We start from the raw sequence: 14,302 nt of genomic DNA, 5'->3' as shown, positions 1-14,302 counted from the left end.
TGTTTTTTATGCAACGCTGGCGGGTTGCAGGCTGGCGGCGGCCGTTGTGGTGCTGCGTTTTGCAAACCGGGTAAACAGGATAATAAAGGAAACGGCGATTACCGTAAATCCAATGTAGCGGAAGGCTTCTGCATACGTAATGGAATCGCTTTTGAACAGGAAGCCGAAGAGCATGCCGCCCACATTGCCGCCGGCGCCCACAATGCCGCTGATGAGCCCGATATTTTTTGAATGAATAAACGGAGTCATGGCATAAGTAGCGCCATTGACCATTTTCAGGAATAAGGCAAAGCTGATCATGGAAATAATGGCCAGCGGAAGTGTGCCTGCTTTTGCAAATAACAGGAGCCCAATGCCTTCGAGCAAGAGCATAAGTGCAAGGAAAATACCCTTGCCCCGCATGCCTTGTTTCTTTCCTATTTTGTCGGAAAAAATGCCACCGAGGGCCCGGGCGAAAAGATTCATGAGGCCGAATACGCCTGCCCAGAATCCCGCGGATGATTGACTGAGTTTGAACGCCTGTACAAAATGCAGTGCCGCAACATTGTCAAAAGTGATTTCCATACCAAAGCCCATGGCATAAGCCAGCGCCAGGGCCCAAATCCGCCAGTCCTTGAGTATGCTGTAGTTTGTTTTGGGGGCTGCTTTTTTTTCGCGTTTGATTTCGTCATAATTGCCTTCGGGTGTATCCTTGGTATACCGGTAATATAAAAATGCTGCCAGTAGCATCAATAGTCCGGGCAGGATCATGGCATAGCGCCAGGCTTGCTGCGACGTATAGCCAAGTCCTAAAATGGCGGCGAATACCAGTGGCATGGTCATATTGGTAATGCCTCCGCCCAGGTTGCCCCAGCCGCCGGCCACGGCGTTGGCGGTTCCTTTAATGTTTGCGGCAAACATCACCGAAGTGTGAAACTGGGTGATTACAAAGGAGGCGCCGATAATACTGATGGCCAGGCGGAACAGGAGAAAGGTGGCGTAGTCGTTGGCCAATCCAACAAATGTTACAGGAAGCGCGCCCAGCAGCAGTAGAGCGGTGTAGGTTTTCCGGGGTCCCCAGGAGTCACAGAGCCTGCCAATGATCAGGCGCGCTACGATGGTTCCGGAAACGGATGCAATAACAATGTTCCCAATCTGGGATTTGGTCAGGTTCAGCTCTTGTTTGATCGTGGGCATCAACGGCGCTAGTCCGAACCAGCCAAAAAAGCAAATGAAGAATGTGAGCCAGGTAATGTGAAAAGTGCGCATTTGTACGCCTTTCAGGGAAAAAACGTTCAGTTTTGTAAGCGGGATGTTGGATGGAGTCATAATATTGTGAAAAGATAGTTACAGGATGGGACGTATAAAGTCTGGCGAGAGGGCGCGGGCGGAATCTCCTGGGTGCAATAGCTGCTGTCGACAGATTTTTACTATTCATAACTGAACAGAAAGGATTTTAGAATTGACAGCAATCGTTAATTTATTAAATATTGTAATATTTATATTTACATGTAAAACATCGTCATTTCGATATTATTAATAAAAATATATTACATATATAATAGTATTAATTGTAAATGTAGGAATTTTTTAGAATAAAATATTACATATAATATTTTATAATGTTAATTATTGAACAATATCCATAATTTTGTCACCCATGAAAAAGCAAATGCGCAAGGCTGATATTGAAAAAAGTTTTTTGTACCGGATGTGCCTGCAGGAGTGGTGGCCTGCGCTGGATGTACATTGCAGGATTATACCATATAAAAAAGGAGCTTCAATCTTTAAAGCGGGTGATCCGGTTACAGGCATTTATTTTGTTATCGACGGAATTGTTAAAGTATTCAAGCATTGGGAGCAGGGCAAGGATCTGATCATCCGTTTTGCAGGGCCGGATGATATCCTGGGGCACCGGGGTATTTCTACCCATTCTTCGGTTTACCCGGTTGGGGCTATTGCTATCAGCGCTGGTACCTTATGCTTTATAGACATGGAGTTCTTCAGAAAGACACTGGCGGTAAACCCAGCACTTTTACATGCATTTATGCTGTTCTTCGCCGATGAGCTGCAGTTGTCTGAACGACGGATGCAGGAGCTGGTGCATGTTTCCGTAAGGACACGGACGGCAAAAGCGATTCTCGAGATACAGACGAAGATCGGAAGTGTAACCGCTGCTGGCCCGGTGGTAGCCATCAGCCGGCAAGACCTGTCTGCTTATATCGGGGCTACCTATGAAACGGTATACAAGTTTTTGCTGGAATTTTCAGAACAGGGATGGATCCGTACCGTTGGCAAGGAGCTGATGTTAAATGATGTGCCAACGTTGGAATTGATTGCAGCAGGTAACTGACCACAGGTCGATTTATTATCTGCCGGCTTGAGTCCGGAGCTGGTTGTATTGTTGTATGAATGCATCGGCATCATCCGGGCTTAATAGTAACTTTTTATTAGTAATGGTGGTAATGAGTATAACCTGGTCTTTGCGGGTCAGATACCAGCGCATAGTGCCAAGATGCTTGTTTCCAAAAGTGCCGTAATAGCCAAACATACCTCCGCTTCCGAAGATCCGCCAGGACCAGCGTAACAGCTTTGGATCAATGATTGCAGCCGATGCTATTGAAGTCAGCGCAATCTTTTTGTTGCCCATGGGACGGCAGATGATCAGCTCCTCCTGATTCATCTGGTATTTTGTTATAGAAAACCCGTAGGGCAGGATCACAGATAAAAAACTTACAACGACCATAAACAAGAGCGGGAACCAGGTGCCGGCTGTTTTCAGACCCATCCACATCGATACCAGTACAAGGAGCATCAGCATTCCGACAAGTGCGGTAATGATTTTCGTTGCTTTATCGTATGAAGCAGTAAAGTCCATCATCTTTATTGGCTCAGTCGTTTAATGTTTTATTACGGTATTTTTCAATATCCAGCCGGTCATCAGTTCCAATACTTCCGGAGCCATCGTTTGTTCAATCTGCGCATATTCAGCAACCGTTCCGGTAACGGCTTGCTGGAATAAATGATTCAAACCCTCCAGCTCTTTTATTGCAGTTCTTCTATTGCCGGCTTTTTCAAGACCCGTTTTCCATCCCGCCAGATTTTCGCTGGCATCAACCTGTACGTCCAGGCTACCGTTGATGGCCAGCACTGGTATCTTTAACTGCCGTATATAATCCTGCGGATTAAATTTAATAAAATAGGTGAACCAGGGCATACTTACGGTTTGTGCCATAGCCCGGGCCATATCCGGAGCCTGTGGGAAGTGTTGAAGCAAGGTGTCCGTCAGATCGGCTTTTAAATGAATGCCGGTGTACAGCTTTGCCACAGCGTATGCTTTTTGAGCCAGCCGGATACTGGTGTTAAGGTCAGTTTCAGAAACGTTTTTTAGCCCTTTGAAAGATGCTTTCAGCTGGCTGAGCATTAACGAATCAATTGGGATACCGGGACCAGCCATCGATATGATGAATTGTACCTTTTTATTTTTTGTTGCCGTTATCGGTGCAATCATGCCTCCTTCGCTATGCCCTACCAATCCGATTTGCCGGAATCCTCTGGCTGCAAGATAGTTTACAGCACTGCTGATATCAGTTGCAAAGTCGGCAGAAGTGGCGCCATCTTTTCCTTTTTCGGATCCGCCTATACCACGATCGTCCAACCGTAATGTACCAATGCCATGCCTTGCAAAATAGTCTGCAATCACCAGGAAGGGCTTATGGCCAAATAGTTCCTCGTTCCGGTCCTGCGCACCACTGCCGGTGATCAGTACAACCACCGGGCAGTCTTTTTTATGTTCCGGGGTTGTAAGAGTGCCGGCCAGCTGGTTTCCCTGCTCTTCATTCTTAAAGTACAGGTCTTCGCTGTAATAGGCAAATGGCGGTTTGGGCTCCTGCGGACGGTTGTAAAATGGCTTGTTCCCGTCTTTGCTTTTTTTCAGAACCAGGGGAAATGCGTGGCCGGACTGGGTAAAGGTTCCGGTAATGCTATCGTTTTGCAGTTTACCGGTATACTGTATGTTCAAGGAATGGGCCTCAAATTGCAGCGTGTCATTTGTAAAATGTGTATGGCCCACAGGGATGCCCTTCGCGCCCTGGGCCGGACTGTCCATCGTAGACCGCAGGCTGTCGGCCGACTGCTCAATATGGAAGACCAGCGGCAACAGTATTCCATTTGGAAGGTTCAGGTTGCCCTGCCAGTTTCCGGTAACGGATTGGGCAAAGAGCCATGCGGGGCAAAGGCCGGTCAGAAAGAAGAACAGGTACTTCATAGCGGGTTGTATTTAAAGTGTTGACAGCAAGGGATAAAGCAGCAGGCGGTATATTAGTTCCGCAACAATCAGTACAGCAGCAAAGAGCAGGTAATGGACGGTCTTCCTGGCATGTACTGCTGTTCTGAAGCCATTTACCAGCAATACAATTGCATACACAAAAAATGCCAGCATCAGTAAACTCACCAATGTGGATGTCCATAAAGCAGCACCGGACAGGGTCTCTAAACGGTTGCTTTTAACAGCTTGCAGGATCTGGTCCATTACAGATTTAATAAATGGAAGCTGCAGGACCAGGATGCCTATGGTTAATGGGATCCGGTGGATCAATGTAGCATTCAACACATCGATGATTCTAGTTTTGGGGTTAATGGTCTTACCCAGGGCCCATAAGAGGGTGCCTACCACCAAGGTACATATTATGGCCTCCGAAAGGGATCCTGTCAGTGACAGATCTGCTTTTGGCGATACGTGATACACGCCGTCGTTGGTCTGTTTGGCCCACCAAAACAGCAGCACAGAAAGCAGCAGGCTGATGGTCCCGGTAATTGCCAGTGCTTTTTCCGGATAGCGCTCAAAAGGGTTGAAGACCGGCTTCCATTTTTTAGACATTGGAGGTCATTTTTTTTATTTTCTCAATCATATCATCCATTTTATTGCGCATAGTGGGATAGCTGATTCCGGCCTGCTTCGACATTTCCTTAATGCTGCCGCTGGCCAGGAAAAACTCCATGATAAAATCCTGCTCTTCCCGGCTCAATTTCAGGTAAAGCGGCAACTCATAGTTGCCATTTACCTGGGTATTACAGGAATCGCATTTTAGCTGACTTACCTTCAGTGGATTTTCGCAACTGGGGCAATAAATTGGAAGTTTCATTTAATAAAGTTAAACATGTTTTTAATAAAATTAAAATAATTTTATTAAAAATGAATAGGCAGGACAAGTGTACCCCATTGCCCTGCAGAGGCGAATTAAAGTAAAAAACTATAAGGAAATGGCCAGGTTGTCGAAGGCCAGGTGCCGGCCGGGGGGTAGGGAGGTTTCTATTTCCTGGTGCAATCCCATCTGATGTGAGATATGTGTAAAATATACTTGCGGAATTTCCAGTTCATCAGCCACCGCAAGGGCCTCTTTTAATGTGAAATGGGAAATATGTGGCTCGTGGCGCAGGGCGTTCAGTACCAGTACTTTTGACCCTTGTATTTTTTCTTTACTGACTTTATCGATGCGGTTGGCGTCAGTGATATACGTAAAATCGCCAAAGCGGAAGCCCAGCACAGGCATGCGCATATGCCAGACCGGAATAGGCACTACCGAAAGGTCGCCGGCGGTAAAAGGCGTATGTTCATCGATATAATTCAGGTTGATCGATGGAACGCCGGGAATGCGGTGTTCGCTGAAAGCATAGTCGAACTCCATTTTCACCCGGTTGATGGTGGCCTCGGTAGCAAAGATCTCCATGGGTTTTTGCTGGAAATAATTATAGGCCCGTACATCGTCCAAACCGGCAATATGATCTTTATGAGAATGGGTGAGCAGCACGGCATCGAGTTTTTTTACCGACTGGCGCAACATCTGGCACCGGAAATCGGGGCCGGTATCCACCACCAGGGTAGTTTCGGGCGACTGCACAAGGATGCTGGAACGCAGCCGCTGATCCTTTGGATCGGTTGACCTGCAAACCACACAATCACAGGCCACCATGGGCACCCCGGAGCTGGTTCCGGTACCAAGAAAGGTAATATGGAGAGTGGGGTAGGACATGGTAAATGCTTAAGACATAATGCCTGATGCTTGCATACTATTGCTTGCGGATAGCTTTCATTAAGTTAATTAATTTAGCCTTTACTTCTTCAATGATTAATCCCAGGTGATGATATTTTTTTCTATTGATATACTCCAGGTCGTATGCTAACAAGCTTGCATACTCCAGTTCCAGTAGTGATCCGAAGGAGTTTTCCAAAAAATGTGCAAAATCTTTGTCGGTATTTCTGCCACAACCTTCTACAAAATTCAGCGGAACAGAATATGCAGCCCGTTTTGCCTGAAACCTAAAATCGTGTTGCGCTCCAGACGGAAAACAAATCAGTATCCCCCGGTATACAAATAGTACAAGTTTGTGCGCTTGTATCCAAACATCGTAATTCCTCATAACTGCGTATTAAGGTCAACAATTCGAAAAATAGGCATTAGCCCTGGCGTTCAGCATTTAGCTTTCGGCCGCTTCCTCGTCTGGTGCCGCGTTTTCTACGACCTCCGCATACAATTTTTTGGCACTTTCATCCAGTAATACCGGATCAATATCCAGCTGTGGAATGATTTCAAGAAGTGCGTTAATCCGCCCTTCCGTCTGCAAAAATTTATTGAGCACCACTACTTTCTTGTTATCCAGGATGCAGTACCCGCTTTGAAAGGTACCCCGCTCGTACCGCAGCACATAACCGCACTGCTCCGGGATCGTCTCCAGTTTATTCAGGGAATTTTGAGTGTACTTGATCATATTTGCTTGTCAATAACAACAAAGATAACCTTTCTGAAATCTTAAATCTCAATTCCCAAATCTCAAATCCCCCAATTGAGAACGCTAAACCTGAAACCTTTTCCTAACTTTGACGCAACTTAAAAAATGGCAAACGTTCGCAAAATTATCAACGACCCGGTTTATGGGTTTATTACGATTGATCACCCGCTGCTACTGGCCATCATCTCTCATCCTTATTATCAGCGACTACGGAGCATTCACCAAATGGCCTTCGCCCACCTGGTATATCCCGGAGCCGTTCATACCCGGCTGCTGCATTCCCTTGGCGCGTATCATCTGATGTGTACGGCGCTTCAGGAGCTGAAAGGAAAAGGGGTGGTCATTACAGACGAGGAAGAACTGGGCGCAAAAATAGCCATACTGCTGCATGACATCGGGCATGGTCCCTTCTCCCATGCCCTCGAGCACGAACTGATACCGGGCGTGCACCACGAGAAACTCTCTTTAGCCATCATGCAGGAGCTTAACCAGCAATTTAACAATCAGTTAGAAACCGCATTAGCTATTTTTACCAATACGCATCCCAAAAAGTTCCTGCATCAGCTCGTTTCCGGTCAGCTGGATGTAGACCGGATGGATTACCTGAACCGGGATAGTTTTTTTACCGGGGTGGCGGAAGGCGTGATTGGGTACGACCGTATTCTCAAAATGCTGGCTGTACATAAGGATAACCTGGTAGTGGAAGAAAAAGCAATCTATTCCATCGAAAAGTTCCTGCTAAGCAGGCGGCTGATGTACTGGCAGGTATACCTGCATAAAACAGTAGTGGCTGCTGAAAAGATGCTGGTTATGATCATCCGCCGGGCAAAAGAGCTGATTGCGCATGGGATACGCGTAACCGCAGCCACCGACGCGCTGGAGCACTTTTTATTGCATGGTGCTGCAAAAGCGGAGGACCGCGGCCGGTTGCTGACGGATTTTTGCAGTATGGATGATCATGATATGGCGGCAACGATCAAGAACTGGTGCCGGCACGAAGACATTGTGCTTTCGCAGCTGTGCCGGGCGCTGGTAGAGCGACGGATTATGAAGATCCGGCTGCAGGCCCAGCCTTTTGATGAGGCGTTCCTTTTGCAAACCCGGAGCGAAATGGCGGCGGCAATGGGCGTTAGCGAAAAAGAAGCGGCTTACTTTGTTTTTTGGGGCGAGGCCAGCAACAGCTTGTACAATCCTAAAAATGAAACCATTACCATTCTTTATAAAGACGGGCGCCTAAAGGATATTTCCGAAGTAGATCATGCGCTGATTAATGTAAAAACCACCATCCCTGTTAAAAAATATTACATTTGTTCCTTTAGGAGTCATTAAAATTATTTATTTGCAATATGACATTTAGCGCATCGCAGATTGCTGCAATGATCAACGGCCGTATTGAAGGCAATGCTGAAGCTGCCGTTGTAAATTTTGGAAAAATTGAAGAAGCTACAGAGGGTCAGCTGAGTTTTCTGGCCAATCCCAAATATGAAGAATACCTGTATGAAACCGGGGCCAGCGTCATCATTGTAAATGAAACGCTCGAGTTAAAAAAAACGGTAACGGCTACCCTGATCCGTGTAAAAGATGCTTACTCTGCGTTTGCCACATTGCTGGGCAAGTATCAGGAGATCGTGCAACAGCAGTTAAAAGGGATCCAGGAACCCTCTTATATTTCAAAAACAGCCCGGTATGGTACGGATGTGTTTATAGGAGCTTTTGCCTATCTCGGCGAAAATGTAACAATAGGGAATCATACGAAAATCCATCCCAATGCCTATATCGGAAATAATGTTTCCATCGGGGATCATTCGGTCATTCACGCCGGGGTAAAAGTATTGCACAATTGCGTGATCGGTAATCATGTTACGGTGCATGCCGGAACGGTGATTGGCAGTGATGGCTTTGGGTTTGCGCCCCAGGCGGACGGTACATTTGTTAAAGTGCCCCAGATCGGCAATGTGATGATCGAGGATCATGTGGAAATTGGCGCCAACGCTGCCATCGACCGGGCCACTATCGGCTCTACCATTATCCGGTCCGGTGCCAAACTGGACAACCTGATCCAGATTGCACATAATGTAGAGATCGGGAACAGCACGGTAGTGGCCGCGCAGGCCGGGATCAGCGGAAGTACCAAGGTGGGTAAAGGCGTGATGATTGGCGGACAGGTAGGCATTGTAGGACACCTGCATATTGGTGATGGTGCCAAAATCAACGCACAAAGCGGCGTAAGTAAAAATATCGAACCAGGTAAGGCGGTAACCGGGTCGCCTGCCTATGATTATACTGCAGCATTGAGAAGTCAGGCGCTGAACCGTAAACTTCCGGACCTCGAAAAACGGATGAAGGAGCTGGAGGAAGCGTTGAACGCTTTAAAAAAATAAGGCAAACGTTCCGGAGTGCCTTTTCAGGATTACTACCGTTCATTATTGCGGCCCATTGATTTTATAAATATATTTGCGCGCACAAATCAGATACATGGATAATCATTTCAACCCCGACAAACAACATACACTGAAACAATCTGTTAGCATTAGCGGAACCGGTTTGCATACCGGTGTGCTGGCCGATCTTACGCTGAAGCCTGCAAATGCCGGTTTTGGTGTTCAGTTTCAACGGGTTGATTTGCCAAATAAACCCATTATCAAGGCAGATTGCGATCTGGTAACGGATACCAGCCGGGGCACCACCCTGGAATCGAACGGAGCCCGGGTAAGCACGGTAGAGCACCTGCTGGCAGCATTGGTGGGAATGGGTGTAGATAATGTACTGATTGAAATCAATGGCCCGGAGATACCGATCAAGGACGGCAGTGCTATGCCATTTATTGAGATCATCGAGGAAGCCGGGATTGAAGAGCAGGATGCGGCCAAATTATGGTACTCGATTGACGAAAATTTGTACCTTACCGATGAAGAAAAGCGCGTGGAGATGGTGATCATGCCCGCCCGCGAATACCAGATTACCACCCTGATCGATTTTAATTCACCGGTATTGGGCACCCAACACGCAGAATTAAAGACCATGCGGAACTTCAAAGAGAAGATCTCCACTTCCCGTACATTCTGCTTTCTGCACGAGCTGGAAATGCTGCTGCAGCACAACCTGATTAAAGGAGGCGATGTAAACAATGCCATCGTGGTGGTAGACAAACCTATTGGAGACGAGGAGCTGAACCGCCTGAAAAAAATATTCAACAAAGATGATATCGAGGTAAAAAGCGAAGGCTATCTCAATAACCTGGAGCTGCGTTTCCCCAACGAACCGGCGCGTCATAAGCTGCTGGATATCGTGGGCGACTTGGCGTTGATCGGATACCCCGTAAAAGGAAGGGTTATTGCCAACCGGCCCGGACATAGCTCCAACGTCGAATTTGCCCGTTTAATCAAAAAACACATCAAGGCGAATAAACATCTGAAGGGCGTGCCGCATTATGACGCCAGTACACCCCCGGTATATGACCTTCAGTATATTGAAAAAACGCTGCCGCACCGCTTCCCCTTTTTACTGGTGGATAAGATCATCGAACTGACCGATGAGCGTATCGTAGGGGTAAAGAATGTAACTTTTAACGAGTGGTTCTTCCAGGGACATTTTCCCCAGAACCCGGTAATGCCCGGCGTATTGCAGATCGAAGCGCTGGCGCAGTGTGGCGGCATACTGGCCATTAATCTCGCCGGTGAAGGACAGTACGACACCTATTTCCTTAAAATAGATAACTGTAAGTTCAAACAGATGGTGCGCCCGGGCGATACCATGATCCTGAAGATGGAGCTCACCGCCCCCATCCGCCGTGGTATCTGCGAAATGCGCGGTACCGTATATGTAGGCGGTAAGGTAGCTACTGAAGCCGACCTGGTAGCGCAGATCGTTAAGCGGTAATGGCCCACGGCGTTCTGCGTTTATCGTTTAAAGTTCCAGGTTCAATGTTCCAGGTTGGATCCGTTTTTATGCTTGATGTACAATGCTGATAACTGGTGGCTGGAGGCTAGATGCTAAATGCTGAAGGCGAAAAACTGAATGCCATCTTGCTACTCCGGACTAAAAGCTTATAGCTATATGGTTCCGTTCTTATGTCGGCGGCCTGTTCACCCTCCGCTTCAGAAAATTCAAAAGGATTCTAATGCCGTGCAGGAACCTGGAGCAGTAACGGCATCTTCATTTTCTCATTCTCATATTTCCAAATTCCACCTGTCGCAAACTGCCTTTTCATTTGTCGTTTTTATACAGCAGATCCGGTGCTGCGTCATTGTATGTTTGCATTGTGATTGCAACAGATCTTTAAACAATTAAAAAACGATAAAAATGAAAAAGACAAAAATCCTCTACTGGACATTTACCGGGCTCATCGTATTAATGGACGGTGTAATGCCGGCGCTTACCTCGCATACAGACCTGGCCAAACAAGGCATCAGTCACCTTGGGTATCCTGATTATTTCCGCGTGTTGCTGACCGTGTTCAAGGTTACGGGCGCCTTGCTGCTTGCCCTGCCCTTTATAAAGGGGCGCGTAAAAGAATGGGCCTACGCCGGATTCACTTTTAACTTTATCTGCGCAGCAGTTTCTCATACGGTAGTGGATGGCTTTGGCGGGCAAACCCTGTTTCCCCTGGTTGCGCTGCTGATTCTGGCCGCATCCTATCATTATTATCACAAACTGCGCCGGTTCGAAACGAAACAGCATCCGGATACTTCATTGCAATATAGTTTGGGCTGATCCTGAATAAAACCGATCTTTAAAAAACAATAAAATACCATAATGACTACAAAAATTACAGTCGCAACAACGATCAATGCACCGGTAGAAAAAGTATGGGAATACTGGACAGAGCCCGAGCATATAAAAAAATGGAATAGTGCTTCGGATGATTGGCATACGCCGCACGCAGAAAACGATCTCCGCACAGGAGGGCGGTTCTCTTCAAGAATGGAAGCGCGGGACGGTAGTATGGGATTTGACTTTGGAGGCGTATACGATGAAGTGAAGATCCATGAACAGATCGATTATACCATGGGCGATGGCCGGACGGTACATGTCGTATTTTCAGGTTCGGGTAACCAGACTTCTATTACCGAGACTTTTGATGCAGAGGAAACAAATCCTGCCGATATGCAACAGGCTGGCTGGCAGGCCATCCTGGATAATTTCAAGCGTTACACAGAAGCGCAGTAAAACTGCTGCTTTAGCTTTTTAATAGCCGCGTTCTGCACCGGCCGGATCTCTTTGGAGGTCTGGCCGGTGCCATTTATGGCATGCCTTTAGCGCCCAGCTAGACGGATTGTAAGTAACATATTGATAAACATCGTAAAACGATTGATTTTGCAAGACCTTGGGTTATCCACATTTGGGGTAAATTACACCCAAAAAACGGGTATTTTTTCGTAAATTTGTAGACTACTCAATTGAACACGCATTAAAAATTTTCATATTGTATGAGTGAAGAACTAAAGGATGTTGAAGCGGTTTCTCCCCCCGCGTATGGAGCAGATAGTATCCAGGTTTTGGAGGGGTTGGAAGCGGTCCGGAAACGTCCGGCTATGTATATCGGAGATATTGGTGTGAAGGGTTTGCATCACCTCGTGTATGAGGTAGTGGACAACTCCATTGATGAGGCGCTGGCGGGGTATTGTAAAAATATTATGGTAACCATTCATGAAGACAACTCCATTTCTGTAGAAGATGACGGCCGGGGTATTCCTACGGGTATTAACCAAAAGCAGGGGGTAAGTGCCTTGCAGGTGGCTATGACCATCCTGCACGCGGGTGGTAAGTTTGATAAAAATACCTATAAAGTATCCGGTGGTTTGCACGGGGTAGGGGTTAGCTGCGTAAACGCGCTGAGCACCCATATGCATACCATTGTGCACCGGGAGGGGAAAATATTTGAACAGGAATACCATATTGGTGTGCCGGATTACCCGGTACGGGAAATTGGCACCACCGACCGGCACGGTACCATTCAGCATTTCTGGCCCGACAGTTCCATTTTTACGACAACGGAATATAAGCGGGAAATCCTTGAGGGCCGTTTGCGGGAACTGGCTTATCTGAATAAGGGCATTTCGATTACCCTCACAGATAAACGTGAAAAAGATGATAACGGAAAGGATGTAACGAAAGTCTTTCACAGTGAGGGCGGGATCGTGGAATTTGTTGAAATGCTGGATAAAAGCGCCGGCCGGACCTCTTTGCTGCCCAGTATCCTGTATGTAGAAGGATTTGATGCCAACTCCAGCGTGGCGGTGGAAGTAGCGCTTACCTATAATGATACATTCAACGAACATATTTACTCCTATGTAAATAATATCAACACCATTGAAGGCGGTACGCATGTATCCGGCTTCCGCCGTGCATTAACCCGTGTGTTCAATGCCTATGGTGAAAAGAGCGGGTTGTATGAAAAAGCAAAAGTAAAAGTAGAGGGAGATGATTTCCGTGAAGGACTGAGCGCCATCATTTCGGTAAAAGTGCCGGAGCCGCAGTTTGAAGGACAAACAAAAACCAAACTGGGGAATTCGGAAGTAATGGGTGTGGTAGACACTACCGTGGCCCGGGTACTGGACGCATTCCTGGAAGAAAACCCGAAGGATGCAAAAAACATTATTAATAAAGTAATCCTTGCCGCACAGGCACGGGCAGCAGCCCGGAAGGCGCGGGAACTGGTGCAGCGGAAGTCCGTATTGAGCGGGGGAGGGTTACCGGGTAAACTGGCGGACTGTTCCGACAGGGATCCCGAGCGCTGTGAGTTGTACCTGGTGGAGGGAGACTCTGCAGGTGGTACGGCCAAACAGGGCCGCGACCGGGGGTTTCAGGCGATATTACCGTTAAGAGGTAAGATCCTCAACGTGGAAAAGGCCATGGAACATAAGATCTATGAGAATGAGGAGATCCGGAATATTTATACCGCGCTGGGTGTAACCGTGGGCACTCCGGAAGACCCCAAGGCGCTCAATCTTGCAAAGCTCCGTTACCATAAGCTCATCATCATGACGGATGCCGATGTGGATGGTAGCCATATTGCCACGCTTATTCTGACCTTTGTATACCGGTATATGAAAGAACTGGTGGAGCAGGGATACGTATACCTGGCACAACCACCCTTGTACCTGGTAAAAAAGGGAAAGGAATCGGCATACGCATATAATGAAGAGCAGCGCAAGGCTCTGGTAGAACATTTGGGGGCAGGCCGGGAAGATTTGGTAAACATTCAGCGGTATAAGGGCTTGGGAGAGATGAACGCTGAGCAGCTTTGGGAGACAACCATGGACCCTGATCGCCGAACGCTGAAACAGGTGACCATTGAGAGTGCTGCAGAAGCAGACCGGATTTTTAGCATGCTGATGGGGGATGAAGTAGCGCCGCGTCGCGAGTTTATCGAAAGCAATGCCAAATATGCCAAACTGGATATTTAAATTTTCAATGATAAATGACGGAAGCGGCGGTCGGAAGACCGCCGCTTTTTTATATCCCCAACGACGGGTGCATAACGAGATGAACATCGGAGGTGAGAAACAAGCAGAGAATATGGAGAAGCAGC

At 47.3% G+C, this 14,302-nt stretch carries 15 protein-coding genes; 7 read left to right on the top strand and 8 right to left on the bottom strand.

Going from position 1 to position 14,302, the window contains the following annotated elements:
- Positions 1–6 precede the first annotated feature (6 nt).
- Positions 7–1,308: a NarK family nitrate/nitrite MFS transporter gene (locus tag LL912_RS13105; RefSeq protein WP_235554024.1), complete on the bottom strand. Its 1,302-nt coding sequence runs from the start codon at positions 1,306–1,308 to the stop codon at positions 7–9.
- A gap of 331 nt (positions 1,309–1,639) precedes the next feature.
- On the opposite strand from LL912_RS13105, the gene LL912_RS13100 reads away from it, so the two are divergent.
- Entirely contained in the window at positions 1,640–2,332 is a 693-nt protein-coding gene (locus LL912_RS13100; protein ID WP_235554023.1) for a Crp/Fnr family transcriptional regulator, read from the top strand.
- Positions 2,333–2,347: 15 nt separating this feature from the next.
- On the opposite strand, the gene LL912_RS13095 is transcribed toward LL912_RS13100, so the two are convergent.
- The 7 genes from LL912_RS13095 to LL912_RS13065 all read right to left on the bottom strand — a co-directional run bounded on the left by LL912_RS13095 (position 2,348) and on the right by LL912_RS13065 (position 6,747).
- Positions 2,348–2,860: a PH domain-containing protein gene (locus LL912_RS13095; protein WP_235554022.1), complete on the bottom strand. Its 513-nt coding sequence runs from the start codon at positions 2,858–2,860 to the stop codon at positions 2,348–2,350.
- An 18-nt stretch (positions 2,861–2,878) separates the two neighbouring features.
- Positions 2,879–4,246 carry an alpha/beta hydrolase family protein gene (locus LL912_RS13090; protein WP_235554021.1) on the bottom strand — a complete coding sequence of 456 codons (1,368 nt, stop codon included), beginning with the start codon at positions 4,244–4,246 and terminating at the stop codon, positions 2,879–2,881.
- 12 nt (positions 4,247–4,258) lie between these two features.
- Positions 4,259–4,858, bottom strand: coding sequence for a hypothetical protein (locus tag LL912_RS13085; RefSeq protein WP_235554020.1), 600 nt, complete (start codon positions 4,856–4,858; stop codon positions 4,259–4,261).
- Complete coding sequence (locus tag LL912_RS13080) at positions 4,851–5,123, bottom strand: DUF2089 family protein (RefSeq protein ID WP_235554019.1); 273 nt, start codon at positions 5,121–5,123, stop codon at positions 4,851–4,853. Before LL912_RS13080 ends, LL912_RS13085 begins: the two co-directional genes overlap by 8 nt.
- Before the next feature lie 108 nt (positions 5,124–5,231).
- The gene (locus LL912_RS13075; RefSeq protein WP_235554018.1) at positions 5,232–6,011 is read right to left on the bottom strand and encodes an MBL fold metallo-hydrolase; all 780 of its coding nucleotides are present in this window, start codon (positions 6,009–6,011) and stop codon (positions 5,232–5,234) included.
- 37 nt (positions 6,012–6,048) lie between these two features.
- Positions 6,049–6,399 carry a four helix bundle protein gene (locus tag LL912_RS13070; RefSeq protein ID WP_235554017.1) on the bottom strand — a complete coding sequence of 117 codons (351 nt, stop codon included), beginning with the start codon at positions 6,397–6,399 and terminating at the stop codon, positions 6,049–6,051.
- 57 nt (positions 6,400–6,456) lie between these two features.
- A complete protein-coding gene (locus LL912_RS13065; RefSeq protein WP_235554016.1) occupies positions 6,457–6,747 on the bottom strand; it encodes a hypothetical protein in 291 nt (96 codons plus the stop codon).
- A 126-nt stretch (positions 6,748–6,873) separates the two neighbouring features.
- Here LL912_RS13065 and LL912_RS13060 point away from each other — a divergent pair, with 126 nt between their 5' ends.
- The 6 genes from LL912_RS13060 (at position 6,874) to gyrB (ending at position 14,177) form a co-directional block, all read left to right on the top strand.
- On the top strand, positions 6,874–8,097 hold the full coding sequence (locus tag LL912_RS13060) for an HD domain-containing protein (RefSeq protein ID WP_235554015.1): 1,224 nt from the start codon (positions 6,874–6,876) through the stop codon (positions 8,095–8,097).
- 17 nt (positions 8,098–8,114) lie between these two features.
- Positions 8,115–9,149, top strand: a complete 1,035-nt coding sequence (lpxD, locus tag LL912_RS13055; RefSeq protein ID WP_235554014.1) for a UDP-3-O-(3-hydroxymyristoyl)glucosamine N-acyltransferase — start codon at positions 8,115–8,117, stop codon at positions 9,147–9,149.
- A 94-nt stretch (positions 9,150–9,243) separates the two neighbouring features.
- Complete coding sequence (locus tag LL912_RS13050; protein ID WP_235554013.1) at positions 9,244–10,647, top strand: bifunctional UDP-3-O-[3-hydroxymyristoyl] N-acetylglucosamine deacetylase/3-hydroxyacyl-ACP dehydratase; 1,404 nt, start codon at positions 9,244–9,246, stop codon at positions 10,645–10,647.
- A 423-nt stretch (positions 10,648–11,070) separates the two neighbouring features.
- Positions 11,071–11,481: a DoxX family protein gene (locus LL912_RS13045; protein ID WP_235554012.1), complete on the top strand. Its 411-nt coding sequence runs from the start codon at positions 11,071–11,073 to the stop codon at positions 11,479–11,481.
- A gap of 42 nt (positions 11,482–11,523) precedes the next feature.
- The gene (locus tag LL912_RS13040) at positions 11,524–11,937 is read left to right on the top strand and encodes an SRPBCC family protein (RefSeq protein WP_235554011.1); all 414 of its coding nucleotides are present in this window, start codon (positions 11,524–11,526) and stop codon (positions 11,935–11,937) included.
- A 260-nt stretch (positions 11,938–12,197) separates the two neighbouring features.
- Positions 12,198–14,177, top strand: coding sequence for a DNA topoisomerase (ATP-hydrolyzing) subunit B (gene gyrB, locus LL912_RS13035; RefSeq protein ID WP_235554010.1), 1,980 nt, complete (start codon positions 12,198–12,200; stop codon positions 14,175–14,177).
- Positions 14,178–14,302: the final 125 nt, after the last annotated feature.

This window comes from Niabella agricola (assembly GCF_021538615.1).
In the GTDB taxonomy this organism is placed as follows: domain Bacteria; phylum Bacteroidota; class Bacteroidia; order Chitinophagales; family Chitinophagaceae; genus Niabella; species Niabella agricola.
The sequence above is the reverse complement of the archived record's forward strand: the minus strand, read 5'-3'. Positions and strand labels throughout refer to the sequence as shown.